Origin of the sequence: Ostreiculturibacter nitratireducens, assembly GCF_032670585.1 — a bacterium.
In the GTDB taxonomy this organism is placed as follows: Bacteria; Pseudomonadota; Alphaproteobacteria; order Rhodobacterales; family Rhodobacteraceae; genus Ostreiculturibacter; species Ostreiculturibacter nitratireducens.
This window is the reverse complement of the sequence record NZ_JAVQHL010000002.1, coordinates 638,294-662,273: the sequence shown is the minus strand read 5'-3', so window position 1 is coordinate 662,273 and position 23,980 is coordinate 638,294. Positions and strand designations below refer to the sequence as shown.

The following is a 23,980-nucleotide window of genomic DNA, read 5'->3' as shown; positions in this document are numbered from 1 at the left end:
TCCGTCGCGTCCGGGATGGCTAGACCTGCCGCGCACCTTGGGTCATGTCAAGGCCGCGCGAGCGGGTCGTTGCCACAGCACCTGTGCATTTTCGCGCGCATCCAGTGCGGCGGTCAGCCTTCCCATGTCGATGCCCGGGAGCGCGGCGAAGGCATCGAAGAGAGCCTCGGCCCCCTTGGCGGAAGCCGGGATAAGGAGAACCTGCCCGTCGGCCTGCTTCAGACGCCACCGCGGAACGCCGTGCAGATCGACGAGGCGTATCTCGACCAGCTCGCGCAGCGACAGGAAGCCACCGAAGTCCGGCCCGAAATAGCCCACCTGCCCTTCGTCCACTTCGACGACGCCGGGCGCTGACCCGCCCCGCGCGAAGCGCATCCGGCGGAGCGCAATGACGCCGAGGCCAAGGGCCAGCGCGACGAGGCCGATCCCTGCTGGTGCGAGGATCCATCCGCCCAGCGAAAACATCCAGAGACCGAAAGCCAGAATCGCCGCGGACCCGGCGACCTCGCGCCAGCGGCGGAGCGTGGCCACGGCCTCCGGCCGGATCACCGCCAGTCCCCCCGCGCCGCCTGCCAGAGAGCCAAGGCCGCGACGGCCGCGGTTTCGGCCCTGAGGATGCGCGGTCCCAGAGGCAGGACCGTGACAAAGGGAAGCGCCCTCAAGCGCGTGCGCTCGGCTTCGGAAAAGCCACCCTCCGGCCCGATCAGGATCGCCTCGGCCGAGGCGCGCCCTTCGTTCTCCACGAGCGCGGCGAGGCTCGACGCGCGCCCCGCTTCGCCCTCGTCGCAGTAGTAGAGCCGACGGCCTTCGGGCCAGCCGGCGAGAACCCGGTCGAGGCGTTCGAGGTCGGCCACTTCAGGCACCCAGGTGGCGCCGCACTGCTCCGCGGCCTCGGTCGCGTGCGCCTGCAGCCGGTCCTGCCGGACCCTCTCGGCGTTGGTGAACTCCGTCTGCACGGGCTGGATGCGCGCCGCGCCAAGCTCGACCGCCTTTTCCACCACGAAATCCGTCCGCGCCTTCTTGAGCGGCGCGAAGAGAAGCCAGAGATCCGGCGGCGAGTCCTGCGGCCTGACGAGTTCGACGCAGCGCAAGAGCCCCTTGCGTTTCCCAGCCTCCTCCACCTCGGCGAGCCACTCCCCGTCCCGCCCGTTGAACACGAGGACCCGCGCACCGACGCCAAGCCGCATCACCCCGAAAAGGTAATGCGCCTGCGCCTCCGCCAGAGGAAGCGATTGCCCAGCCCCGAGCGGCTGGTCTAGATGAAGCCTGATCTTCGCGTCCGACATGAGGCCGAACCTATGACCGGAACCCCGGGAACGCCAGAGCCAGAAGGCCGTGTCGCCGACGCCGTCAAAGGCAACTGGGTCGACCACATCGCCCCTGCGCCCACGCGGCCCTACCTGCGCCTTTCGCGGGCCGACCGTCCGATCGGAACCTGGCTTCTGCTCCTGCCCTGCTGGTGGGGCGTGGCGCTTGCCGCCTCGATCGACGGGAATCGGCTCTGGGACCTGTGGATAGCGCTCGGCTGCGCGATCGGGGCGTTCCTGATGCGTGGCGCGGGCTGCACCTGGAACGACATCACCGACCGCGAGTTCGACGCAAAGGTGGCGCGCACCCGGTCCCGCCCAATTCCCTCGGGTCAGGTCAGCGTGCGTCAGGCCGTGATCTGGATGGCCATTCAGGCCGCGGTCGCTGCCATGATCCTCTTCACGCTCAACTGGACGACCATCGCGCTCGGCGTCGCCTCGCTGGGCCTCGTCGCGATCTACCCTTTCGCGAAGCGGTTTACCTGGTGGCCCCAGGTCTTCCTCGGCCTCGCCTTCAACTGGGGCGCGCTTCTGGCCTTCGCGGCGCATTCCGGATCGGTCTCGCTGCCCGCAGTCCTTCTCTATCTTTCAGGGATCGCCTGGACGCTCTTCTACGACACTATCTATGCCCACCAGGACAAGGACGACGACGCGTTGATCGGCGTGAAGTCCACGGCCCGGCTGTTCGGGAAGGCGACGGGGAAGTGGCTCGCGTTCTTCCTTACCCTTTCGGTCCTGTTGATGGCTGCGGCGGTTCTCGTCGCGCTTCTGCCGCAGGACGAACCCGTGAAGCTCGCCGTGGCGCTGGCCGCGCCGTGGTTCTTCGGCTGGCATCTCCTGTGGCAGCTCCACCGCCTTGACACAGAAAACTCCGACACTTGCCTTAGGCTTTTCCGTGCCAATCGGGACACCGGTCTCATCGCTGCGCTGTTTCTTGCCGTCGCGGCGGCGCTTTGATTGAACCCGGCCTTCGGGATGCTTACAGATAGCGCGTTCTGGAACTGCCCGAAGGCCCGCACATGCGTCTGCCCGCGAACCTGATCGGCCTTGCCGCCTTCGTGACCGCCGCCTTCCTGTCGGTCCTGGCGGCAGTCTGGGCGGTCTCCGTCGTTGAATCCCGCACCACGGACAGCGTGAAGCGCGCCCTCGATGCCGGGGGCCTGACCTGGGCCAAGGTCGACACAGATGGTCTTCTCGTCCGTCTCTCCGGCACGGCGCCATCCGAGGCGCTGCACTTCCGTGCTCTGTCGGTGGCGGGCAGGATCGTCGACGACCAGCGCGTCGTGGACGAAATCCAGGTGCCCGACCCGACGGCGATCGCGGCGCCCGATTTCTCGGTGGAGATCCTCAGGAACGACGACGGCATTTCGGTCATCGGCCTGATCCCCGCCGAAACCGCGCGCGAGCCGCTGGTCGCATCGCTGACGAAACTCGCCGGGGAAGGCCGCGTCACGGACCTCATGGAAAGCGCCTCCCACCCGGTCAAGGAGGGCTGGAACGAGGCCCTCGCTTTCGGCTTGGAAGCGCTGAAGGTGCTCCCGCGCTCGAAAGTCTCGATTTCGGCCGAAAGGGTCGCCGTCACCGCGATCACCGACAGCGCGGCGGAAAAGGCGCGGACGGAGTCCCTCCTGGCGCGGAAGGCCCCCAAGGATATCCAGCTCGAACTGAACATCTCCGCGCCACGCCCGGTCATCACCCCCTTCACGCTACGCTTCCTTGTCGACGCCAATGGGGCCCGTTTCGACGCCTGCTCCGCCGATACGGAGCGGGCGCGCGACCTCATCCTCGCCGCCGCCGCGAAGGCCGGGGGCGAGGGCAAGTCGACCTGCACGATCGGGATGGGCGTTCCGACGCCCGAATGGTCCACGGCCGCCGTCATGGCGATCGAGGCGATGGCCGAACTCGGCGCGGGCTCCGTCACCTTCTCGGATGCCGACATATCGCTGATCGCCGCAGACACCGTCAGCCAGGCCGACTTCGACAAGGTCGTGGGCGAGATGGAATCGAACCTGCCCGAGGTGTTTTCGCTGCACGCCGTCCTCACGCCCAAGGCGGAAGGTTCGACGGGCGGCCTGCCGCAGTTCACCGCCACGCTGTCGACCGAAGGCAGGGTCCAGCTCAGGGGCCGGCTTACCGACGACCGCAGCCGTGATGCGGTCGAAAGCTTCGCCCGTGCGCGCTTCGGCAATGACGCCGTCTATGCCGGCACGCGGCTCGACCCCGAACTTCCGAAGGGCTGGCCGGTTCGGGCGCTCGCCGCGCTAGAGGCGCTCGGCGAACTGGCCAGCGGAACCGCGATCGTCGAACCCGACCTCGTGCGGATCGAAGGCATCACCGGCAGCACCAGCGCCTCGGACACGATCTCCCGCATCCTTGCCGCCCGTCTTGGAGAGACGGCGCAGTTCGAGATCAATGTCCGCTACGATCCCAAGCTCGATCCGCTTCTGGGCCTGCCCACGGCGGAAGAGTGCGTGGCCGAGATCAACGCCTTCCTCAACACCGCCAAGATCAGCTTCGAGCCCGGCTCGGCGAAGATCACCGCCGACGGCGCCAGCACGCTCGACAAGATCGCGACTCGGATGAAGGACTGCTCGGACTTCCCGATGGAAGTTGCCGGCCATACCGACAGCCAGGGGCGGGAGGAGATGAACCTCGCCCTCAGCCAGGAGCGGGCCGAGGCGATCATCACCGCGCTGATGGAACGCCGCGTCCTTACCGGGAACCTCAAGGCAGTCGGCTACGGCGAGACCCGCCCGATCGCGGACAACGATACCGAGGAAGGTCGCGAAGCCAACCGCCGGATCGAGTTCAGCCTGCTCACCGAGGAAGGCAAGGCCGCTGCGGAGACGACAGATGCGGTGGCACCGGACGGCGCTGGGGACGTAGAGGCAACCGGGGCTGCCGAGGACGAGACAGCGGCCACCGCGGCGGGGAACGAGGAAACCGGAGACGAAGAACCGGTGGCCGTCGTGGTTCAGGAAGCCGGAGAAGACACGCCCACCCCGCGCCCGCGCCCCTCGGACCTCGTTCCGGCAGACGCCGGGGACGGAGGGGACATCACCGACGAAGGCTCCGGTGACGGCGATCCGAACGCGCCGCCGGAAGGCGAAGAAGGTTCGGGCGACTGAGGCGGCGAAAGACAAGAGGGGACAGGCCATGAACAGAACAGAATTCATCGTCGCGACGGCGATCATCCTCTTCGTCGCCTTCAGCCTCGGGTGGTTCGCCTCGTGGCTATTCCACCGCCTTACCCGCGTCACCCAGGCCGAAATCGGCGAACTGGACCAGATGGCGCAGTCGCTTCACGAGGCCGAAGAGACCCGCGACCGGGCCATCGCCTACCTTGAGCAGCGCGAGACCGAGCTGACCAACCAGTTGCAGCAGTCGGAGGCGGAATTGCGCGCCGCCATGGACGGGCTGCGCGACGCACGGCGCGAGGCCGAGGAACTTCGTGCCTATGTGGAAAAGATGAACGCGGGCTGAAGGTCGCCCTTTCGGGGTCTCACCAGCGCTTCAGCGCCGCCTCGTCCTCGTCCTTCGCAGCGACCCATTCGGCGCCGTCGGGGCCGAATTCCTTCTTCCAGAAGGGCGCGCGCGATTTCAGGTAGTCCATCAGGAACTCCGCCGCGGCGAATGCGTCGGCACGGTGACGCGCCGCCGCGGCGACCATCATGATGGTCTCGCCGGGCCGCATGTCTCCGTATCGGTGGATGACCAGAACGTCCGCGAGGTTCCAGCGCCTGGCAGCCTCCTCCGCGATGTCGGAGATCGCCTTCTGGGTCATGCCCGGATAGTGCTCGATCTCCATGCGCGAAAGCCGCCCGCCGTCGTCGCGGACGATGCCCTGAAAGGTCACCACAGCGCCCACGTCCTTGCGGCCGCGCCCGAACTCCGCCGTTTCGGCAGCGAAGTCGAAGGGCTCGGACTGGACGAGGATGCGCATCTTCATCCCCCAGTCATCGGCGGGAAGAACGCGACCTCACGCACGCCTTCGAGAGAAGCGTCGAAATCGGCGAGCTCCTGGTCAAGCGCCACCCTCAGCGCAGAAACATCGGCGAAGGCGGCCTCGTAGCGCTCTTCCCGCGCCCTGAGCTCGGCAACGAGTTCCGAAACCGTCCGCGCGGAGGTCTCCACCCGTTCCTTCGGGAGTCCGATGCGCTCGCGCACCCAGGCGAAATAAAGAACGTCGATCATTGCTGCTTGTCCTGAAGATAGGGCAGCGACTTCCGGAAATAGTCCCAGCCGGTCATGATCGTCAGCACCGCCGCGATCCAGATCAGCACGAGGCCCACGTCCCCCGCAAGCGACGCGCAGTCGCGTTTGCCGCAAGCGCGGACCGGGTCGGCAAGACCGGCCGTGACCGCATCCGCATACTCCTGCGTCGTCATCCCCTGCATGGCGACGCCATTGAGGTATTCGAGCCCCGTTCCCAGGAAAAGGGTCGCGATCGCCACCATCTGCGCCGTGGTCTTCCACTTCGCAAGCTTCGTGACCTTCAGAAGCTTCGCGCTCGCACCAAGGTATTCCCTCAGGCCCGAAACGAAGACCTCACGGAACAGGATCACGGTCGCTGGCAGGATCAGCCAGGGGTTCATCCCGGAATAGCCGGTGAGGACGAGCAGCGCGATCACCACCATCGCCTTGTCCGCGATCGGGTCGAGCATCGCGCCGAATCTCGATTCCTGCTTCCAGAGCCGCGCGAGGTAGCCATCGAACCAGTCGGTGACAGCCGCCCCGATGAAGAGCGCCAACGCGAACCAGTCCGCCCAAGGGCGGTGGAAATACAGGAACATGACCGGCACGCCGGGCGCGGCGAGCAGGCGCAGGACCGTCAGCGCGTTTGGGATCGTCCATTTCATCGGTGAAATCGATAGCGCATTCGAGTTGCAGGGGGAAGCGGGAACGCTTCGTCGCCCCGACATGGCGACTGCCGCACACCAAATGCGCGACGCGCACCCAAGCCGCTGATGGAATGAGGAAAAACGAAGGATCGCCGCACGTCATGTCTCCTCACGCGTGTTCACGGTTCCGCGTTGGCAAGGCCCTGAAGTTGCCCGAATGCGCCACCCGATCTATCCTGAACCATGACCTGCGGTTCCCTTTCACGTCCCGCCTACAGCCGTGCCGAACGGATCTCCGACGCAGTGGTTCATGTCGCAGGGCTCGCAGCCGTTGCCGCAGCGGTGCCAGTTCTGATCGTCCTGACGGCTCGGGTTCGGGGAGATGCCGCGTCGGTTGCGGGGATCTCGGTCTACGGCGCGACCTTCGCGCTTATGATCCTCTGCTCGGCGCTCTACAACATGATCGGCCATCCGCGCTGGTCGGCGATCCTGAAGCGGCTCGATCATTCCGCCATCTACCTGAAGATCGCAGGCACCTACACGCCGTTCATGGTGCTTTCCGGTCACGGCGTCGCGCTGACCGCCGGGCTGTGGGGGGCCGCGCTGACCGGGCTGTTCCTGAAGATGATCTCGCCCGAGCGATTCCGCTGGGCCGCGCTCGCGCTCTACCTCTCGATGGGTTGGGCCGGGATCGTCGTCGGCGGGCCGCTGATCGAAGCGTTGGCCATGCCGGTCGTTGTCCTGATGCTTGTGGGTGGGATCCTCTATACCGTCGGCGTGGCGTTCTTCCTGTGGCAAAGGCTCCCCTTCCACAACACGATCTGGCACGTCTTCGTCCTTGCGGCGAGCCTCGTGTTCTACGCGGCCGTGACGGTGCAGGTCGTCACGGGGGAACCCCCGGTCGCGGCCTAGCGCCCGGCCGCCGTCCCGGGAAGGATCCTGACGCAAATCGGAGGCCGTTTCCCACGATGCCCTCGGACCTGTGCTATCCTTGCCGGGAGGAAAGGGGGGCAGATGAAGATTTCAGTCGTTCAGCAAGCGCCGGTATACCTCGATCTCGCGGGCTCTCTGGAAAGGGCAGTCGCACTGATCGGTGAAGCCGCCGCCCTTGGATGTGAACTGGTCGTTTTCCCGGAGGCATGGATTCCGGGTTATCCGACCTTCGTCTGGCGGCTGCCCCCCGGATCGGGGATGCGGAAGACCGACGAACTGTTCGCGCTGTCGCAAGCGAACTCCGTCGACCTCGGCCAGGACGGCCTCGCCCCGATCCGGGAGGCCGCGCGGGATCATGGCGTCGTGGTGGTCATGGGCTACCAGGAGGTGGACGGCGCCATCAGCGGCAGCACGATCTTCAACAGCTGCGCCATCATCGACGCCGACGGACGCATGGCAAACAACCACCGCAAGCTCATGCCCACGAACCCGGAGCGGATGATCTGGGGGTTCGGCGACGGGTCCGGGCTGAATGTCGTCGAGACGGCCGTGGGCAGGATCGGGACGCTGATCTGCTGGGAAAACTACATGCCGCTGGCGCGCTACGCGCTTTATGCACAGAACATCGACATATACGTCGCGCCGACATGGGACAGCGGGGAAACGTGGCTGGCCACGATGCAGCACATCGCGCGGGAAGGTGGCTGCTGGGTGATTGGCTGCGCGACCTCGCTTGAGGCGTCCGACATTCCCGAGGGCGTTCCCTACCGCGAGGAACTCTTTCCCGATCCCAAGGAATGGGTGAACCCGGGGGACGCGGTCATCTACAAGCCGTTCGGCGGATTGGCCGCCGGCCCGATGCGGAAGGAAAAGGGCATGCTCGTCGCCGATATCGAGGCGTCGGCGGCCCGCGCCTCACGGCGGAAGTTCGATGTGGCCGGCCATTACGCGCGCCCGGACGTCTTCACGCTCCACGTTGACCGCAGGAAGCAGCGTCCGATCGCGTTCGACTAGCCCCCGGCGTGGAAGAAGTCGTAGACCGACTGGGCAATCGTCTCTGAGATGCCTTCAACGGCCTTGAGGTCCTCGACCCCCGCCCGGCTTACCGCCTTGGCGCTGCCGAAGTGCTGGAGAAGCGCGCGTTTCCGCGCCGCTCCGATCCCGGGGACCTCGTCGAGAGGTGTCGCGCCCACGGCCTTCGCCCGCTTCGCCCTGTGCGCGCCGATAGCCCAGCGGTGAGCCTCGTCCCGCAGTCGCTGGATGAAGTAGAGGACGGGGTCGTTGTGGCGCAGCGCGAAGGGCGCTTCTCCCGGCCGGTGGAACTCCTCCTTCCCCGCATCCCGGTCTATGCCCTTGGCGACGCCGACGATCGGCACGTCCTCGACGCCGAGTTCGGCGAGAATCCCGGCAACAGCCGATACCTGCCCTGCGCCCCCGTCGATCAGCAGAAGATCGGGCCATGCGGGCGTATGCCGGTCGGGGTCCTCCTTGAGCAGTCGCTGGAAGCGCCGCGTCAGCACCTCGCGCATCATTCCGAAGTCATCGCCAGGGGTCAGGTCTTCGCCGCGGATGTTGAACTTCCGGTACTGGCTTTTCTCGAACCCCTCGGGACCGGCGACGATCATGCCGCCCACCGCGTTCGCGCCCTGGATGTGAGAGTTGTCGTAGACCTCGATCCGGCGTGGCGGCGCGTCGAGGCCGAAGGCATCGGCCAGTCCGTTCAGGAGCTTCGCCTGCGTCGCGCTTTCGCTCATCTTCCGGGCAAGGCTTTCGCGCGCGTTCCTCGCCGCGTTCGCGACGAGTTCCGCCTTTTCACCGCGCAGGGGCACGGCGAGTTCGACCTTCCGCCCGGCGCGGTCCGAAAGGAGACCGGTCATGAGGTCCGCATCCTCGATCGGGTGCGACAGGAGGATCAGCCGTGGCGGTTCCTTGTCGTCGTAGAACTGGCCGAGGAAGGCCTCCAGCACCTCGGCCTCCTCCGCGCCGGAGCCGGTCTTGGGATAATAGTCACGGTTGCCCCAGTTCTGGTTCGCCCGGATGAAGAAGACCTGAACGCAGGCCTGCCCTCCTTCCATGTGGAGCGCGACCACATCCGCCTCGGCCACGCCGCGCGGGTTGATTCCCTGGACCTCCTGCACCTGCGTCAGCGCCCGGATACGGTCGCGGAGCGCCGCCGCGCGCTCGAATTCCATCGCTTCGGAGGCCGCCTGCATCTCGGCGGCAAGGCGCGACTGCACCTTGGTCGAACGGCCTTCCAGGAACCTCTCCGCGTCCGACACGAGCGCGGCGTAATCCTCTTCGGAGATCAGCCCCACACAGGGGCCGGCACAGCGCTTGATCTGGTAGAGGAGGCAGGGGCGCGTCCGGCTTTCGAACATCGCGTCCGAGCAGTTCCTCAGAAGAAACACCTTCTGAAGCTGGTTCAGCGTCCGGTTCACGGCGCCCGCGCTGGCGAAGGGGCCGTAATAGTCGCCCTTCTCGCGCTTCGCGCCCCGGTGCTTCTTGATCTGCGGGAACCGGTGCTCCCGCGAGACGAGAATGTTCGGGAAACTCTTGTCGTCCCTGAGAAGCACGTTGTAGCGCGGCTTCAGCTGCTTGATGAGGTTCTGCTCGAGAAGCAGCGCCTCCGTCTCTGTCCGCGTCGTCAGGAACATCATCGACGCGGTCTCGCCGATCATCCGCGCAATCCGGGCCGAGTGGCCGGAGGGACGAGCGTAGTTCGACACCCGCGCCTTCAGGTTGCGCGCCTTGCCGACGTACAGAACCTCGTTCGATGCGTTCAGCATCCGGTAGACGCCGGGCGACCCGTCGAGGCCGCGCAGATAGGACTGAATCAGGGCGTGCCCTGTCAGTTGTTCGCCCGTCTTTTCCGCGTTGCCGTCGTGCATTCCTAGGCCGCCGATGATTCCCCGCCGGGCTGCAATCTTACAGGGGGCGAAGCAAGTGAAAACCTGTCCACGGAATCTGTGGACAACTCTGTTGGAAACAATTGGGGGTTCCGGATTTTCCTTTGTTTTTAGCCGCTTTCCTTGGTTTGCCTATTTTTTGTGCACAAGAATAATGGATTGATTTTAAACAATAAATCTTTTGCTCGAGGCAACGGACTGAAAGCATTGGGAGAATCGTAACGCTTTCGTTACACCCGAGCCGCCGGTGCACAAGTCAAGACCCGGGTCGAAAATTTTGTTCACTGGGCCGCCTATTCCACACCCAGGATATCGGGCGTCTGCCAGCCCAGATGCTGCCCCCCGTCGGTGCACAGAAGCTGACCCGTTACCCCCTTCGCATCGAGGAAATACCCAAGCGCCGCAGTGACATCCTCGGGGTTCGCGCCACGCTTCAGAATCGTTGCCGCACGCTGCCGCGCGAAGTGCTCTTCGCTCTGCCTGATCCCCTTGATCGTCGGCCCCGGGCCGATCGCATTGACCCGGATATCCGGGGCGAGCGCCTGCGCCGCCATGCGGGTGAATGCCCAGAGCGCGGCCTTGGCGATCGAGTAGGTCATGAACTCCGGCGTCGGCTTCAGCACCCGCTGGTCGACCATGTTGATCACCAGTCCGGAGGCGACGGGTTCGTTTCCGTCCGTGCCCGCCTTCGGCGCCTGGGCCGCGAACGCCTGGGTCAGCAGGAAGGGTGCGCGCAGGTTCGATCCGATATGCCGGTCCCAGCTTCGCTTCGTCGCGCTCGCGAGATTGTCGTATTCGAAGATCGAGGCGTTGTTGATCAGGACCGTGAGCGGCCCGCCCAGCGCATCCACCGCGCGGGGAACCAGGGCCTCGGTCGCAGCTTCGTCCAGCAGGTCCGCCTGGAGCGCAGCCGCCCGGACGCCCATCGCGGCAGCCTCCTCCGCGACCGCATGTGCGTCGTCGGCGGAAGTCGAATAATGCACGGCGACGTCGTATCCACGGCCTGCGAGGTAGAGCGCCATGGCTCGCCCAAGCCTGCGTCCTGCACCCGTCACCAAAGCCTTGCCCGCCATCGCCGTCTCCTATCCCAAGAGCATGACAACATAGGCGCCGTATGCGCCGGTCAAGCCAAGCCCCCAGCGCCGTCCAATCCGCCATCCGTGAAAAACGAAGGGAGCAAGCAGCAAGGCCGCGGCCAGCATCACCCAAAGGTCGCGCGAGGTCATCTCGGCGCCCACCGGGATCGGCCCAACCAGGCCGGCGACGCCGATGATCCCCAGAAGGTTGAACATGTTCGAGCCGATCACGTTGCCGAGCGCGACGTCGGCGCGCCCTTTCCAGGCCGCCATGACCGAAGTCGCGAGTTCCGGCGCAGAGGTGCCGATGGCGACCAGCGTCAGGCCGATTACCGTCTCGCTGATCCCGGCCGCTCGCGCGATGCCGCTTGCGCCGTCGACCAGAAGATCGGCGCCAAGAGGAAGTCCGACGAGCCCGACCGCGATATAGCCCAGCGTTCGCCCCCAGTGCGCGGCCGGGTCCACCTGGTCGAGGGTTTCGTCCAGCGTCACCCTCGCCGCCGCCCGCTCTCTCAGCGCCCCACGGATCGCGTCGCCGAGCATCAGGGCAAGCCCCGCGAGAAGCGCCAGCGCATGCGGCCAGCGGATCGGGCCCGAGAAACACAGGATCATGAACAGAGCTGTCGCGGCCAGCATCGTGAGGAAGCTCTTCCGCGTGTCGTAGTCCCTGGTGATGATCGGTGCGATCAGCGCGGGCAGGCCGAGGACCAGAAGCACGTTCGCGATGTTCGAGCCGACGACATTGCCCAGCGCGATCCCCGGCGCGCCTTCGATGACGGCGAAGACCGAGATGAGCAGTTCCGGCGCCGAGGTGCCGAAGGCGACGACGGTCAGGCTCACGATCAAGGCCGGGATGCCGAGCTTCAGGCTGAGGTTCACCGCTCCGCGGACGAGCACGTCCCCCGCCGCGACGAGGATCGCGAGGCCGGCGAGGGCCCAGACGAAGTCCATCGCCAAGGTCTCAGCCCTTTTTCGTCCGGCAAGGGCAGGGCCCCTTGCCTATCAGGGGCCGTCCGCACTTCGGACAGTTTCTTGATGCGCTCTTCCGCTTCGGGAACCGCAGCCGCCCGAAGATCGCGAGGACCGCGAGCGCCACGAGCATCAGAGTGATGCCCTTCACCATGTCAGAGCCCGAAGCGCGACCAAAGCGCGCGCTCCTCTATCGCTTCGGTAGCGCCGTTCAGCGCCTCAGCGCCGAACCGCCGCCAGAACGGCTTCCGCGCGGTGTAAGGGACGAGTTCGACCTTGTCGCCATAGAGTTCCTTCAGCTTCGGCACCATGTGCGCCACGCCGTCGGCGAGCCCAAGGGTAACGGCCTCTGCCCCGACCCAGACCGACCCGTCGAACAGCTCCACATCCTTCGATAGCTTCGCGCCGCGGCGGGCCTTCACCTGCTGGATGAACGCCTCATGGATCGGTTCCTGCAGGGCCTTCAGCCGCTTCACGTCCGCGGGCCTTTCGGGCTGGAACGGATCGAGGAAGCTCTTCGACTTGCCCGCGGTGTGCACCCGCCTTTCGATCCCGTGCCGCGCGAGGAACTCCGGGAACCCGAAAGACGAAGAGATCACCCCCACCGAGCCGAGGACGGAGGACACGTCGACCCAGATGTCGTCCGCCGCGGTGGCCAGCCAGTAGCCACCGGAAGCCGCGACGTCCTCGACGAAGGCATGAACCGGAAGCTCCTTCTCCTCCGCCAGACGCCGGATCCGCGCCGCGATCAGCGAGGATTGCGCAGGCGATCCGCCGGGGGAATTCACCGCCAGCGCCACGGCCGCGGGCTTGCCGCGGCTGAAGGCGCGCTCGATCAGGGGTGCAAGCCCCGCATCGTTCATGCCGCCCATGCGCCCACCTGCCGCGATCATGCCCTGAAGGCGAATGACCGCGACGCGCGGCTCGGCTTTTCGGAATGGAAGGAACCGTTTCATGGCTCGGATGTAGTCCGCCCGGGGCCGGGGAACAAGCGGCATGCCCGACACTTCCGCGCTTGACTGACCCGGGATCTCACCTGCGCGGTTGACGCGGCATCGTCTGGCGAAGAAACCTTTCGGGGCTTCCGGCCGGAAGCGCCAGCGGAGGAAAGACGATGAAGGACCTGCCGACGTTCCCAGATCTCAAGGACGCCTCCGTCTTCATCACGGGCGGCGGCTCGGGCATCGGCGCGGGCCTGACCGAGGGCTTTCTCCGGCAGGGCGCGCGTGTCGCCTTCGTTCAACGCTCGGACGCGACCGACTTTTGCGAGAGGATGTTCGAGGCAACAGGCAGCCGCCCGCTCTACATCCCTTGCGACATCACCGATACGCCCGCTCTCCGCGCCGTCATCGCGCGCGCGGCCGAAGCACACGGGCCGATCACCGTTCTCGTCAACAACGCCGCGAACGACGAACGGCACAAGACGCTCGACGTGACCGAGGAGTATTGGGACTGGGACCTCTCGATAAACCTCAAGCCCTACTTCTTCGCCGCGCAGGCGGTGATCCCCGGCATGCAGAAGGCCGGCGGCGGGTCGATCATCAACTTCTCGTCGATCAGCTACATGATGGGGGGCGCGGGCTACCCGATCTACACGACCGCGAATTCCGGCATCAACGGGATGACTCGGTCGCTCGCCCGGGAATTCGGCCCGGATCGGGTCCGCGTCAACGCGGTTGCGCCAGGGTGGGTGCTGACCGAAAGGCAGAAGCAGAAATGGGTGACGCCCGAAGGCTTGGCCGCCCATGTCGACCGGCAATGCCTCAAGGATACGCTCCTGCCCGAGGACATCGTGGGCGGCGTCCTGTTCCTCGCGTCGAACGCCAGCCGGATGATGACCGGACAGGCGCTGGTGATCGACGGCGGCGTGGCGGTGACGGGATGACCCGGGCAGACTGGATAGCCGCCGACTGGGGCACGACGAACCTGCGCCTTTGGGCCATGTCGGCCGAAGGCCGGGTGTTGCACGAGGCGCAATCCGACGACGGCATGGGACGGCTCAAGCGCGAGGAGTTCGAGCCGGCGCTTCTGCGCCTTGCCGGAGACTGGCTCGCGCCGGATCGGGTGACGCAGGTCTTCGCTTGCGGGATGGTCGGCGCGCGGCAGGGCTGGGTCGAGGCCCCGTATCGCTCCGTTCCCTGCGCACCGACGACGCCGGGTGGATTCGTCGAGGCCCCAACGCATGATCCACGCGTCAGGGTCCACATCCTTCCCGGTCTCAGCCAGTCCTCCCCCGCCGACGTGATGCGCGGCGAAGAGACCCAGATCGCCGGCCTGCTCGCGAACGAACCCGGCTTCGACGGCGTTATCTGCCTGCCCGGCACGCATTCCAAGTGGGTCCGCGTCTCGGCAGGCGAGGTCGTGAGCTTTCAGACCTTCATGACCGGAGAACTTTTCGCGCTGCTTTCCACGCAATCCGTTCTGCGCCACGGCATCGCCGGCGACGGCTGGGACGAAGGCGCTTTCCTCGACGCGCTCTCCGACACCATCTCCCGCCCCGAACGGATGGCCGCGAAGCTCTTTTCGCTTCGCGCCGAGGGGCTGCTTCACGGCCTTTCCCCCGAAACCGCCCGTGCGCGTCTCTCCGGCCTCCTCATCGGCGCGGAACTGTCCGGCGCAAAGCCCTACTGGCTCGGGCAGGAGATCGCGATCATCGGGGCTGAGGCGGTCTCGGCCGCTTACGGCGCCGCGCTCAGAGCCCAGGGCGCCGCGCCGCGCCTCGTCCCGGCCGGCAGGTTGACGCTGACCGGACTCGTCACTGCCCACGCTGCCAAGAGGAGTCAGACATGAGCCGCAACCTCATCGCCATCCTGCGCGGCCTGACGCCGCCCGAGGCTCCGTCCATCGCGAAGGCGCTGATCGACGCCGGGATCACGAGGATCGAGGTTCCGCTGAACTCGCCCGATCCGTTTTCGTCGATCGCAAGGATCGCGGCCGAATTCGGTGAGGCCGCGCTGATCGGGGCGGGAACAGTCCTGAATGTTCAGGAAGTTCAGGAAGTTGCGAAATCGGGTGGGAAGCTCGTGGTTTCCCCGAATTGCGATCCGGAGGTGATCGCTGCCACGAAGGAACTCGGCATGCAGAGTTTTCCGGGCGTCCTGACGCCCACGGAATGCTTCGCCGCGCTGAAGGCGGGCGCGGACGGGTTGAAGATATTTCCCTCTTTCCTCATGGGCTACGAGGGGCTGAATGCGGTGCGCGCCGTCCTTCCCCCCGGAACCCGGATCTATGCCGTCGGCGGCGCGGGTCCCGAGAACTTCGCCGACTGGAGGAAGGCAGGCGCCGACGGCTTCGGGATCGGAACCGCGCTCTACAAGCCCGGTTTGTCCGTCGAAGAGGTCGCCGACCGGGCGCAGCGCATCGTGCAGGCCTACGACGCAGCCTTCGGCTGAGGCCGCTCTGCCGCGCCAATTTCACCCCTTCCCAACCGCCGAAACTTCGCGGAGAAACGGGTACCCACTGGAGCCTCCCGATGCCCCGCCAGACCGACCGCATCGCCGGCGTCCCGAAGAGCCGGCTCCAAGACCTCGCCACGCGCGAGGCGAAACGCTTCGCCCGCGCGCGACCCGAAACCCGGGCTGCGCTGGAACTGGGCGCGGGCGCCTTCCTCGATTCCGTGCCCATGCACTGGATGAAGGACTGGCCGATGCCCTTCCCCTTGCTCGTGAGGGAAGCGAAGGGCGCCCGGCTCACCGACATCGACGGCTTCGGGATCGATGATTTCTGCCTCGGCGATACGGGTTCCATGTTCGGCCATTCGCCGAAGCCCGTGGCGAAGGCGATCCGGAAGCAGGCGCGCATCGGCCTGACCTACATGCTGCCCACCGAGGCGGCGCTGGAGGCAGGCGCGCTCCTCACCAAACGCTTCGGCGATTTCCGTTGGCAGATCGCGACGACCGCGACCGACGCGAACCGCTTCGCTCTGCGTGTCGCGCGGGCGGTGACCGGGCGCCCGAAGGTTCTGGTCTTCAACGGCTGTTACCACGGCACCGTCGATGACACGATGGTGGCGCTGAAGGACGGCAAGACCATTCCCCGCCCCGGCCTGGTCGGCCAGGTTGCGGACCTCACGAGGACTGCGGTCGCCGCCGAGTTCAATGACCTCGCCTCCGTCGAGGAGGCGCTCAGATCGGGCGAGGTCGCCGCGATCCTGACCGAACCGGTGATGACCAATTCCTGCATGGTCCTTCCCGAACCCGGTTTCCACGACGGCCTCAGAGAACTCGCCACCCGATACGGCGCGCTCCTGATCATCGACGAGACCCACACGATCTCCTCGGGGCTCGGCGGCTACACGCGCGTCCACGGGCTTTCACCCGACATCTTCGTCGTCGGGAAATGCGTGGCGGGGGGCATGCCCACGGCCGTCTGGGGCCTTTCGCCCAAGCTGGCCGAGGCGTTCGCCAGCTACGACGCGGCCCGCGCGCCCGGCCATTCCGGCATGGGCACCACGCTTTCCGCGAACCCGATGCAGTTCGCCTGCCTCACGGCCACGCTTTCCGAGGTGATGACCAGAGAAGCCTACGCCCGCATGGAGAAGGGTGCGGCACGCCTGGAAAAGGGCCTCGCCGCCGTGATCGCGAAGCACAAGGCCCCGTGGCACGTCGTCCGCGTCGGTGCGCGAGTGGAGTTCATCTGCGCCCCCGGTCCACTGAAGAACGGGTCCGAAGCCGCCCAAGCTCACCAACCGGAGGTGGAGGCCGCGATCCATACCGCGCTCCTGAACCGCGGTTGCCTCATTGCCCCCTTCCACAACATGATGCTCGTCAGCCCCGCGACGAAGAAACGGCAGATCGACCGCCTCATCGCCGCCTTCGACGAAATCCTGACCGAGCTCTTTGCCTGAGACTGACATGACCCAGCAGAAAAGCCCCTCGGGCTCCACCCTCGCCGAGGCCGAAGCCTTCCTTGCCGAACACCCCGAGATCGAGGCCATCGACATCGTGCTGCACGACGCCAACGGCATCGGGCGCGGCAAGATCATCCGCAGGCACGAGCTGCTCGGCTTCTTTTCGTCCGGCCGTCACCTGCCGATCTCGATCCTCGGGCTCGACATCTGCGGTGAGGACGTTCACGAAACCGGGCTCATCTGGGACCAGGGTGACGGCGACCTGCGCGCCTGGCCGATCCCCGGCACGCTGAAGCCCCTGCACAACACCACGCCACCGCGCGGCGAGGCGTTCATGTCGCTCTACACGCTCGACGGGCGGCCGATGACGTCGGACCCGCGCCATGCGCTTCAGCGGCAGGTGGACACGCTCGCGGCGAAGGGGCTTCATCCCGCCGGAGCTTTCGAGCTGGAATTCTTCCTTCTGGCGAACGAGCGCGGCCCTGACGGCAAGGCGCGGCCCGCCGCCGACGTACTCGACGGGCGCAAGAGCCACAAGACCGAGGTCTATTCCGTGGATCACCTCCACGGCATGATGCCCCTCTTCTCCGACATCTACGCCGGAGCGGCCAAGGCAGGCATCCGGGCGGAAACCGTCATTTCCGAATACGCGCCGGGGCAATACGAACTCACGCTCCATTACCGCGAGGACGTGATGCAGGCCGCCGACGACCTGATGCGGCTGAAGCGCATCGTCCGGGCGCAGGCCCGCGCCCACGGCGTCACCGCATGCTTCATGGCGAAGCCGATCGAGCAATACGCGGGCTCCGGGATGCATTTCCACGTCTCGCTCATGGATGGCGAGGGCCGGAACGTCTTCACCGAGCAGAAGTCCGGCGAATGGCCCGAAACGCTCCTTCACGCCCTCGGCGGTCTCAGGGAGACGATGGCGGAATCGATGCTGGTTTTCGCCCCTCATGCGAATTCCTGGCGCCGCTTCGCGAACCAGAGCTACGCGCCCGTCTCCGCAAGCTGGGGCGTCAACAACCGCTCCGTCGCGCTCCGCATCCCGGAAGGCGACCCGCGCGCGCGGCGCATCGAACACCGGCCCTCCGGCGTGGACGCGAACCCCTACCTCGTCGCGGCGACGGTGCTCGCGGGCATCGCGCACGGCCTTGAGAAGGGCATCGACCCCGGCCCCGAAACCACGGGCAACGCCTATGCCGAGGGTGGCTCGGACATACCGCGCGACTGGAACGCCGCGATCCGGGCCGCGAGGGACTCCGCCTTCCTGAAGGAAGCGCTCGGCGAGGACATGCACCGCACCTTCACCGCCGTGAAGGAGGCCGAATACGCCCGCGTCGCCCGCACGATCTCGGACGTGGATTTCGACCTTTACCTGCACACGGTCTGATCAGCCGATCAGCTCTGCCGAGGCGCGCGCCAAGATGGGTGCGCGCCGCGCGGCCTCCCGGGCAAGGCGGGCGATGCGTTCGGGGTCGGGGTGACGATCCGCCGCGCGCCCGATCCGCGCCCAGACCGCAGCGAGCATCGCCTCCGCCGTCAGCTTCGCGAAGTCATGGGCGATAGGGCCCGGGTCCTTCGCCGCCAGCACGCGGTCCCGAGCAGCGAGCCAGAGGTCGCGACAGTGGGCGACGGACTCCGCATTGCCCTTCGCCGCTTCGCGGCCGAGGAAGCCGGCGAAGGCGTCGCCGCACCGCCCGCCATCATGGCGCAGCATCCGCCCGGCAAGCGTTCCCGCGTGGATTCCATTCGCCCCCTCGTAGATCGCCGTGATCCGTGCATCGCGATAGGTCTGTTCCAGCCTGTATTCGCTGAGATAACCGTAGCCACCGAGCACCTGCATCCCCATTTCCGCGGCGCGGATTCCCGCCTCGGCCCCGATCAGCTTGGCAAGTGGCGTCAGGAGGTCCGCGAGCGCCGACTCCCCCGCTTCGACCTCCACGAGCGCGACATGCGCGACGCCCCGCGCGCCCAGCGCTAGGCTGTCGATCTCGTCGAGCATCCGGCGCACGTCTCCATGCCGGTCGATCGTCACCTCGGCACCGTCCGGTCCCCGCCCCTGCACGCGCTCGGCGGCATAGGTCCGCCCGACGTTGCAGGCCCGGGCGGCATGGGCGACGCCCTGCAAGGCCACGTCGAGGCGGGCATGGTTCATCATCGTGAACATGGCCATGAGCCCCGCGCCCGGCTCCCCGACGATCTCCGCATCGGCCCCCTCGAAGGTCAGGCCGCAGGTGGGGGAAGCATGAAGCCCCATCTTCTCCTCGATCCGGGTCACGGTGACCGCGTTCCGGGTTCCGTCCGTCCGATGCGACGGGCAGAGGAAGAGCGAAAGCCCCCGCGTTCCCTCGCCTCCGGTGCGGGCGAGGACGAGATGCAGGATGCCTTCGCTCATGTCCTGGTCGCCGCCGGAGATGAATATCTTCTCACCCGTGATGCGCCAGACCTCTCCGGACCGCTCCGCCCGGCAGCGGATGCGCGACAGGTCGGACCCCGCGCCGGGTTCGGTCAGGCACATGGTCGAAAGCCACTCCCCCGAAACGAGTTGCGGGATCACCTTGGCCTGCTGCTCCGGTGTGCCGAAATTCAGGAGCGTCCGGATCGCCCCCGGCACGAGGCCCGTCACCATCTGGAGCGAGTGGCAGGCGCCCGAGAATATCTCCGACGTCACGGCCAGCATCGCCGCGCCCATCCCCTGCCCGCCGAAATCCGCCGGGGCCGTCAGCCCGGGCCAACCCTGTTCCGCGTAGTGGCGGTAGACCTCCGCGAAGCCCGTGGGCATCCGCACCCGGCCGTTTTCGAGACGGCACCCTTCCCTGTCGCCAACCGCGTCCAGGGGCGCGATCTCGGCTTCGGCGAAGGAGGCGAAGTGAGCCCCCATTTCGCGCGCGAGGTCCGCGTCCCAGCCGGGTATCCGCCCGGCTTCCGCGACATCGTTCAGGGTGAAGTGGATGTCTTCCAGTGGCGCGCGGAACGGGATCATGTCACGACAGCCCCAGAAGCCGCGCGGCGTTGTCCTTCAGGATACCCGGCCGCACTTCGTCCCGAATGGCGATCTTCTCGAAATCGGCGAGCCAGCGTTCCGGGGTGATCATCGGCCAGTCGGAACCGAAGAGGACCTTCTTCTTCAGGATCGAGTTGCAGTATTTCACGAGGATCTCGGGGAAGTATTTCGGGCTCCAGCCCGACAGGTCGATGTAGACGTTCGGCTTGTGCTGCGCGACGGCCAGCGCTTCCTCCTGCCAGGGGAAGGAGGGGTGGGCGAGGATTATCTTCATGTCGGGGAAATCCACGGCGACGTCGTCGATGTACATCGGATTCGAGAACTTGAGCCGCATCCCGTTGCCGCCCCGCATCCCCGAACCCACCCCGGTCTGGCCAGTGTGGAAAAGCGCAATCGCGCCCGCCTCCGCGATCGCTTCGTAAAGGGGATAGGCCAGCCGGTCGTTCGGGAAGAAGCCCTGCATCGTCGGGTGAAACTTGAAGCCCTTGATCCCGAATTCCTCGATCAGCCGCCGCGCCTCTCGTGCACCCATCTTCCCCTTGTGCGGGTCGATCGACGCGAAGGGGATCAGCACATCCGAATTCTCGGCCGCGAGTGCCGCGACCTCCTCGTTGGCGTAGCGGCGGTAGCCCGTCTCCCTTTCGGCATCGACGGGAAAGATCACCGCCGCGATGTTCTGTTCCCGGTAATGCGCCGCCGTTTCCGGCACGGTGGGCGGATGGCTCCACGGCGCGCCGAAATACCTTGCCATCGTTGCCTGAAGATCGTCGTAGCCATCATCCGCATGGCAGCCGCAGGGCTCCTCGGCATGGGTGTGGATGTCAATCGCGCGAACCTTCGTGATGTCGACCATGCTCACCCTCGGATGGTTGTTGTCGCTGTATCGGAATGGCCAGCGGAAGTTCTCTAACCGGAAGAACCGCCGTCGGCGTCCTTCCCCTCGTCGGCCCGCCGGCGGACAAGCGCAAGTATCTCGGCAAAGCGCTTTCGATCCTCATCGGGCACGGCGCCGAATATCCGAGCCTCGTGCGCCTCGACCGCCCGGAGCGCGGCCCCGTTGAGCCTCTCCCCCTCCGGCGTCGCGCGGAGCGAATAGGACCGCCGGTCGGACGGCATCTGCTCCCGCCGGATCAATCCCTGGCGTTCCAGTTCGTCAACGATCTGGACGAGGTTCGACCGTTCCACCGACAGGGCCCGCGCGAGTTGCGATTGCCGCATCCCGGGGTTCCCCGCGATCAGCCTCAGCGCGGTGAATGTCACCATCCTGAGCCCGAACGGCTGCAGCGCCCGCGCCAGGTCCCCCAGCACCGCGCGGGAAGCGAGGCGGAGATGATAGCCCAGGAACCCGCGCAGCGCCGTGTCGGTCACGGCGTCCGGCATTCCCCGTTTGCGGCTCTCTTTGCTGCTCGCCATGGTGCTAGAAGCCTTTCGGCCACCCCGCGTGCTTTTCCAATGGGGCCATGAGCGGCCCCACGGGAAATTGTTATGTAACATAGTGAAAGCGCGCAAGCGCAACCCACCCCCATCGGGCCAGCTGCTTCGGAGGGGCTGACAATGGCTTCCCGGTCGACCGATCAGGGCCTGCCCGTCGCGCAGCCCCGAGGGTACAGACGCCCAGCGCATGGATGCGTCCCGATGTCGCCTGACGAGCGCCGGAGTATCCGCGCAGGATCATCCCGCGTGCCGCCTTCGGTATGGGCGGAGAATACCCTGTTCGGGGCGAAACGCAGGGTGGCGTCCATCGGCATCGGCTCCTTCGCGAGGACGTCAATCCCCGCCGCCCCATGGTGGATGCGTTCCGGCCGGGGCGGGTGGTCCCGCCTATGCCGAGGGCGCGCCGGAATTGCCGCTCACGCCTGCCGGAAAAGAAGCTGCACCTTCATCGCCCTGCCCTTGTCGGAGGCGGTGTCGAACGCGGCCCTTGCGTCTTCCACCGGGACGACGCCGGTCAGAAGCGGGCTGACGTCGACCAGCCCCCGGTCGATCAGGTCAGCCGCGATGGCGAATTCACGATCGAAACGGAAGGTGCCGGTCACTCGGATTTCCTTGGTCACGACGAGGCTCAAGGGCAGCGGGATGTCGGCGCCGAGACCCACCGTCACCAGTTGCCCTCGCGGCCGAACCAGCTCGCAGGCGGCCTGAAGCGCCGGGGCCGCGCCCGAGCATTCGAAGACAACGTCAATGCGGCCCTTACCCGCGCGGTATCGGTCGAGCTTGCCGGCCTCCGCCGACAGGTCGATGGTCTCCGTCGCGCCCACGGCATGGGCGATCCGCAGGGGCTTTTCGGAAATGTCGGTCGCAATGATCTCCGACGCGCCGGCGTGGGCGGCCGAAAGGACCGTGAGACAGCCGATGGGCCCGCAGCCCAACACCAGGACCCGCTTGCCAATGAGCGAACCTGCCTTGCCGACGGCATTCAGGCAGACGGCGAGGGGCTCTGACATGGCGGCCATGGCGAGGTCGGCGCCTGGGCTCAGCCGAACCGCCTGAGTTTCGGGGACGGTAACTTCGGCGCGGAACAACCCCTGCACGTGGGGGAACCGCATCGCCGAACCGGCGAAGCGCATGTCGAGGCACTGATTGCGCATGTCACGGCGACAGTATTCGCACTCGCCGCAAGGCCGGGACGGGTTGACCGCGACCTTGTCGCCGACGGAAAGCCCGGTGACGCCCTCTCCAAGCTCGGCAACGATGCCGGAGACCTCGTGCCCGAGCGTCATCGGCTCCCTGAGGCGCACCGCTCCGAACCCGCCGTGGTGGAAATAGTGGAGGTCCGAACCACAGATGCCGCCGTGCGAAATCGCGACACGCACGTCTCCCCGTCCCGGTTGCGCCGCTTCCGGGATGTCGTCGATCCGCAGATCGTGGGCCGCGTGGATGACTACCGCTTTCATGGTTCTTCACCGAAACCATGACACCATTGGGGATGATGATCCAGTCCCGCATTGGCATGGGGCCGCGGCCTCAGACCGCGTGGCGGCGGCAGGCTAAGCCTGCAGGACAACGGCGCAGACCGATCGAGTCTTCGCTGTTTCTATGAGAGCGTTGAGCGATTAGCGTGGACCTGGGACATCGTAAGCAAGAGGCACCGACCGTGAAACGTCTTGATTACAAGCTGGACCGCATTCGCCGCGGGAATTACAGACCGGCGGATTTCATCATCGCGGACGCCAAGGATGGCGACATGGCCTTTGGCTGCGCGACCCCCGGAAAGGGGCCTGATGGCCGAATGAAGCCGCTGCGCGCATACCGCGACGACATGGTGAAGGTGACGGAGTCCGACCTCGTCGATATCATGCTGATGTCGCTGTCCTCGGCCGAGGTGCTGAGCGGTGAAGGGATTTTCGACGGCTCGCAGGTGACGCCGGCGGTTCGGGTGAACGACACCACGGACATCTGGCACGCGCGGGGCGGGTCCTACCCCAAGTCGATGATGCTGCCGTTCCGCTCGGCGCGCCTCGACCGGGTGAAGCCGGTCGCCGACCTCGGTCTCTATTCGGTGACGTTCTACAACGACCTCGACCGCGACCACGCCACCCTGGAAGCCTATTGCAGGTTCCGCGACGAATCCTCTGCCGCGGGCATCCGCCACTTCCTCGAGGTCTTCAATCCACGGGTCCCGGTCGAGACCAACGGTGATTTCGCATTCTACAACAACGACATGATCGTGCGTTGCCTTGCCGGGGTGTCGCGGCACGACCGGCCCGTATTCCTCAAGGCCGCCTACAACGGCCCGGCCGCGACCGAGGAAATCGCCGGCTATGACCCCGAGAATATCGTCTTCGGCATCCTTGGGGGCGGGGCCGGCACAACGCGCGACTGCCTGGAACTGATCCGGCAGGCGGAAAAGCATGGCGCCCGCGTCGCGCTCTTCGGGCGCAAGATCTATTACTCCGAGGACTCCGTCCTGATGGTCCGCGCCATGCGCCGTGTGATCGAGGAACGGATCACCTCGATGGAGGGCGTGAAGGCCTACCACGCCGATCTGGCGCAGGCGGGGATCAAGCCACTTCGCCCCCTGGAAGAGGACCTCGAATTGACCGAACAGGTGCTCAAGGCCAACGTGGGCTGACCATCGGCGGGGAGGAAGCG

The 23,980-nt window shown here is 66.5% G+C and carries 24 protein-coding genes; 11 read left to right on the top strand and 13 right to left on the bottom strand.

The annotated features are described in order from the left end of the window. Positions 1 to 42: 42 nt before the first annotated feature. Entirely contained in the window at positions 43 to 549 is a 507-nt protein-coding gene (locus ABCN56_RS10520) for a hypothetical protein (protein ID WP_343080750.1), read from the bottom strand. Continuing rightward, positions 546 to 1,286 carry a 16S rRNA (uracil(1498)-N(3))-methyltransferase gene (locus tag ABCN56_RS10515; RefSeq protein ID WP_343080749.1) on the bottom strand — a complete coding sequence of 247 codons (741 nt, stop codon included), beginning with the start codon at positions 1,284 to 1,286 and terminating at the stop codon, positions 546 to 548. Before ABCN56_RS10515 ends, ABCN56_RS10520 begins: the two co-directional genes overlap by 4 nt. Positions 1,287 to 1,298: 12 nt before the next feature. Between ABCN56_RS10515 and ubiA the strand changes: the two genes are divergently transcribed. The 3 genes from ubiA to ABCN56_RS10500 all read left to right on the top strand — a co-directional run bounded on the left by ubiA (position 1,299) and on the right by ABCN56_RS10500 (position 4,790). Continuing rightward, entirely contained in the window at positions 1,299 to 2,264 is a 966-nt protein-coding gene (ubiA, locus tag ABCN56_RS10510) for a 4-hydroxybenzoate octaprenyltransferase (protein WP_343080748.1), read from the top strand. A gap of 62 nt (positions 2,265 to 2,326) precedes the next feature. Then, a complete protein-coding gene (locus ABCN56_RS10505) occupies positions 2,327 to 4,435 on the top strand; it encodes an OmpA family protein (protein WP_343080747.1) in 2,109 nt (702 codons plus the stop codon). Between the two features lie 28 nt (positions 4,436 to 4,463). Beyond that, positions 4,464 to 4,790: a hypothetical protein gene (locus ABCN56_RS10500; protein WP_343080746.1), complete on the top strand. Its 327-nt coding sequence runs from the start codon at positions 4,464 to 4,466 to the stop codon at positions 4,788 to 4,790. A 19-nt stretch (positions 4,791 to 4,809) separates the two neighbouring features. On the opposite strand, the gene ABCN56_RS10495 is transcribed toward ABCN56_RS10500, so the two are convergent. Genes ABCN56_RS10495 through pgsA form a run of 3 tightly spaced genes read right to left on the bottom strand, consistent with a single transcriptional unit; the run spans position 4,810 to position 6,166 of the window. Further along, complete coding sequence (locus ABCN56_RS10495) at positions 4,810 to 5,250, bottom strand: molybdenum cofactor biosynthesis protein MoaE (protein WP_343081475.1); 441 nt, start codon at positions 5,248 to 5,250, stop codon at positions 4,810 to 4,812. 2 nt (positions 5,251 to 5,252) lie between these two features. Continuing rightward, on the bottom strand, positions 5,253 to 5,501 hold the full coding sequence (gene moaD / locus ABCN56_RS10490; protein WP_343080745.1) for a molybdopterin converting factor subunit 1: 249 nt from the start codon (positions 5,499 to 5,501) through the stop codon (positions 5,253 to 5,255). Then, on the bottom strand, positions 5,498 to 6,166 hold the full coding sequence (gene pgsA, locus ABCN56_RS10485) for a CDP-diacylglycerol--glycerol-3-phosphate 3-phosphatidyltransferase (RefSeq protein ID WP_343080744.1): 669 nt from the start codon (positions 6,164 to 6,166) through the stop codon (positions 5,498 to 5,500). Before pgsA ends, moaD begins: the two co-directional genes overlap by 4 nt. A gap of 225 nt (positions 6,167 to 6,391) precedes the next feature. On the opposite strand from pgsA, the gene trhA reads away from it, so the two are divergent. Beyond that, positions 6,392 to 7,060, top strand: a complete 669-nt coding sequence (trhA, locus tag ABCN56_RS10480; RefSeq protein ID WP_343080743.1) for a PAQR family membrane homeostasis protein TrhA — start codon at positions 6,392 to 6,394, stop codon at positions 7,058 to 7,060. Positions 7,061 to 7,162: 102 nt separating this feature from the next. Next, positions 7,163 to 8,095 (top strand): carbon-nitrogen hydrolase family protein, encoded by a 933-nt coding sequence (locus ABCN56_RS10475; RefSeq protein ID WP_343080742.1) that lies wholly within the window; start codon positions 7,163 to 7,165, stop codon positions 8,093 to 8,095. Here ABCN56_RS10475 and uvrC read toward each other — a convergent pair. From uvrC to ABCN56_RS10455, 4 genes are all read right to left on the bottom strand, one after another. After that, a complete protein-coding gene (gene uvrC, locus ABCN56_RS10470) occupies positions 8,092 to 9,969 on the bottom strand; it encodes an excinuclease ABC subunit UvrC (protein ID WP_343080741.1) in 1,878 nt (625 codons plus the stop codon). The two genes, ABCN56_RS10475 and uvrC, sit on opposite strands and share 4 nt — an antisense overlap. Before the next feature lie 311 nt (positions 9,970 to 10,280). Further along, a complete protein-coding gene (locus ABCN56_RS10465; protein ID WP_343080740.1) occupies positions 10,281 to 11,060 on the bottom strand; it encodes an SDR family oxidoreductase in 780 nt (259 codons plus the stop codon). A 9-nt stretch (positions 11,061 to 11,069) separates the two neighbouring features. After that, on the bottom strand, positions 11,070 to 12,014 hold the full coding sequence (locus ABCN56_RS10460) for a calcium/sodium antiporter (protein WP_343080739.1): 945 nt from the start codon (positions 12,012 to 12,014) through the stop codon (positions 11,070 to 11,072). 173 nt (positions 12,015 to 12,187) lie between these two features. Further along, positions 12,188 to 12,988 (bottom strand): S49 family peptidase, encoded by an 801-nt coding sequence (locus ABCN56_RS10455; protein ID WP_343080738.1) that lies wholly within the window; start codon positions 12,986 to 12,988, stop codon positions 12,188 to 12,190. Positions 12,989 to 13,146: 158 nt separating this feature from the next. On the opposite strand from ABCN56_RS10455, the gene ABCN56_RS10450 reads away from it, so the two are divergent. From ABCN56_RS10450 to ABCN56_RS10430, 5 genes are all read left to right on the top strand, one after another. Beyond that, positions 13,147 to 13,917, top strand: coding sequence for an SDR family NAD(P)-dependent oxidoreductase (locus ABCN56_RS10450; RefSeq protein ID WP_343080737.1), 771 nt, complete (start codon positions 13,147 to 13,149; stop codon positions 13,915 to 13,917). After that, positions 13,914 to 14,822: a 2-dehydro-3-deoxygalactonokinase gene (locus ABCN56_RS10445; protein ID WP_343080736.1), complete on the top strand. Its 909-nt coding sequence runs from the start codon at positions 13,914 to 13,916 to the stop codon at positions 14,820 to 14,822. The genes ABCN56_RS10450 and ABCN56_RS10445 overlap by 4 nt, the downstream gene beginning before the upstream one ends. Beyond that, positions 14,819 to 15,424, top strand: coding sequence for a 2-dehydro-3-deoxy-6-phosphogalactonate aldolase (locus tag ABCN56_RS10440; RefSeq protein WP_343080735.1), 606 nt, complete (start codon positions 14,819 to 14,821; stop codon positions 15,422 to 15,424). Before ABCN56_RS10445 ends, ABCN56_RS10440 begins: the two co-directional genes overlap by 4 nt. 80 nt (positions 15,425 to 15,504) lie before the next feature. Then, positions 15,505 to 16,878 (top strand): aspartate aminotransferase family protein, encoded by a 1,374-nt coding sequence (locus ABCN56_RS10435; RefSeq protein WP_343080734.1) that lies wholly within the window; start codon positions 15,505 to 15,507, stop codon positions 16,876 to 16,878. 7 nt (positions 16,879 to 16,885) lie between these two features. Then, a complete protein-coding gene (locus tag ABCN56_RS10430) occupies positions 16,886 to 18,274 on the top strand; it encodes a glutamine synthetase family protein (RefSeq protein WP_343080733.1) in 1,389 nt (462 codons plus the stop codon). Here ABCN56_RS10430 and ABCN56_RS10425 read toward each other — a convergent pair whose 3' ends face one another. From ABCN56_RS10425 to ABCN56_RS10410, 4 genes are all read right to left on the bottom strand, one after another. After that, on the bottom strand, positions 18,275 to 19,867 hold the full coding sequence (locus ABCN56_RS10425) for an acyl-CoA dehydrogenase family protein (protein WP_343080732.1): 1,593 nt from the start codon (positions 19,865 to 19,867) through the stop codon (positions 18,275 to 18,277). 1 nt (position 19,868) lies between these two features. After that, a complete protein-coding gene (locus ABCN56_RS10420) occupies positions 19,869 to 20,741 on the bottom strand; it encodes an amidohydrolase family protein (RefSeq protein ID WP_343081474.1) in 873 nt (290 codons plus the stop codon). 53 nt (positions 20,742 to 20,794) lie between these two features. Then, positions 20,795 to 21,301 (bottom strand): MarR family winged helix-turn-helix transcriptional regulator, encoded by a 507-nt coding sequence (locus tag ABCN56_RS10415; protein ID WP_343080731.1) that lies wholly within the window; start codon positions 21,299 to 21,301, stop codon positions 20,795 to 20,797. Positions 21,302 to 21,738: 437 nt separating this feature from the next. Further along, a complete protein-coding gene (locus ABCN56_RS10410; protein WP_343080730.1) occupies positions 21,739 to 22,782 on the bottom strand; it encodes an L-idonate 5-dehydrogenase in 1,044 nt (347 codons plus the stop codon). Positions 22,783 to 22,982: 200 nt separating this feature from the next. On the opposite strand from ABCN56_RS10410, the gene ABCN56_RS10405 reads away from it, so the two are divergent. Then, entirely contained in the window at positions 22,983 to 23,960 is a 978-nt protein-coding gene (locus tag ABCN56_RS10405) for a beta/alpha barrel domain-containing protein (RefSeq protein ID WP_343080729.1), read from the top strand. The last annotated feature ends 20 nt before the right edge of the window (positions 23,961 to 23,980 follow it).

What these genes read in the sequence shown, in the direction of transcription:
- ABCN56_RS10515 (WP_343080749.1), bottom strand. Translation starts at nt 1,286, where the DNA reads ATGTCGGACGCGAAGATCAGGCTTCATCTAGACCAGCCGCTCGGGGCT.
- ubiA (WP_343080748.1), top strand. Translation starts at nt 1,299, where the DNA reads ATGACCGGAACCCCGGGAACGCCAGAGCCAGAAGGCCGTGTCGCCGAC.
- ABCN56_RS10505 (WP_343080747.1), top strand. Translation starts at nt 2,327, where the DNA reads ATGCGTCTGCCCGCGAACCTGATCGGCCTTGCCGCCTTCGTGACCGCC.
- ABCN56_RS10500 (WP_343080746.1), top strand. Translation starts at nt 4,464, where the DNA reads ATGAACAGAACAGAATTCATCGTCGCGACGGCGATCATCCTCTTCGTC.
- ABCN56_RS10495 (WP_343081475.1), bottom strand. Translation starts at nt 5,250, where the DNA reads ATGCGCATCCTCGTCCAGTCCGAGCCCTTCGACTTCGCTGCCGAAACG.
- moaD (WP_343080745.1), bottom strand. Translation starts at nt 5,501, where the DNA reads ATGATCGACGTTCTTTATTTCGCCTGGGTGCGCGAGCGCATCGGACTC.
- pgsA (WP_343080744.1), bottom strand. Translation starts at nt 6,166, where the DNA reads ATGAAATGGACGATCCCAAACGCGCTGACGGTCCTGCGCCTGCTCGCC.
- trhA (WP_343080743.1), top strand. Translation starts at nt 6,392, where the DNA reads ATGACCTGCGGTTCCCTTTCACGTCCCGCCTACAGCCGTGCCGAACGG.
- ABCN56_RS10475 (WP_343080742.1), top strand. Translation starts at nt 7,163, where the DNA reads ATGAAGATTTCAGTCGTTCAGCAAGCGCCGGTATACCTCGATCTCGCG.
- uvrC (WP_343080741.1), bottom strand. Translation starts at nt 9,969, where the DNA reads ATGCACGACGGCAACGCGGAAAAGACGGGCGAACAACTGACAGGGCAC.
- ABCN56_RS10465 (WP_343080740.1), bottom strand. Translation starts at nt 11,060, where the DNA reads ATGGCGGGCAAGGCTTTGGTGACGGGTGCAGGACGCAGGCTTGGGCGA.
- ABCN56_RS10460 (WP_343080739.1), bottom strand. Translation starts at nt 12,014, where the DNA reads ATGGACTTCGTCTGGGCCCTCGCCGGCCTCGCGATCCTCGTCGCGGCG.
- ABCN56_RS10455 (WP_343080738.1), bottom strand. Translation starts at nt 12,988, where the DNA reads ATGAAACGGTTCCTTCCATTCCGAAAAGCCGAGCCGCGCGTCGCGGTC.
- ABCN56_RS10450 (WP_343080737.1), top strand. Translation starts at nt 13,147, where the DNA reads ATGAAGGACCTGCCGACGTTCCCAGATCTCAAGGACGCCTCCGTCTTC.
- ABCN56_RS10445 (WP_343080736.1), top strand. Translation starts at nt 13,914, where the DNA reads ATGACCCGGGCAGACTGGATAGCCGCCGACTGGGGCACGACGAACCTG.
- ABCN56_RS10440 (WP_343080735.1), top strand. Translation starts at nt 14,819, where the DNA reads ATGAGCCGCAACCTCATCGCCATCCTGCGCGGCCTGACGCCGCCCGAG.
- ABCN56_RS10435 (WP_343080734.1), top strand. Translation starts at nt 15,505, where the DNA reads ATGCCCCGCCAGACCGACCGCATCGCCGGCGTCCCGAAGAGCCGGCTC.
- ABCN56_RS10430 (WP_343080733.1), top strand. Translation starts at nt 16,886, where the DNA reads ATGACCCAGCAGAAAAGCCCCTCGGGCTCCACCCTCGCCGAGGCCGAA.
- ABCN56_RS10425 (WP_343080732.1), bottom strand. Translation starts at nt 19,867, where the DNA reads ATGATCCCGTTCCGCGCGCCACTGGAAGACATCCACTTCACCCTGAAC.
- ABCN56_RS10420 (WP_343081474.1), bottom strand. Translation starts at nt 20,741, where the DNA reads ATGGTCGACATCACGAAGGTTCGCGCGATTGACATCCACACCCATGCC.
- ABCN56_RS10415 (WP_343080731.1), bottom strand. Translation starts at nt 21,301, where the DNA reads ATGGCGAGCAGCAAAGAGAGCCGCAAACGGGGAATGCCGGACGCCGTG.
- ABCN56_RS10410 (WP_343080730.1), bottom strand. Translation starts at nt 22,782, where the DNA reads ATGAAAGCGGTAGTCATCCACGCGGCCCACGATCTGCGGATCGACGAC.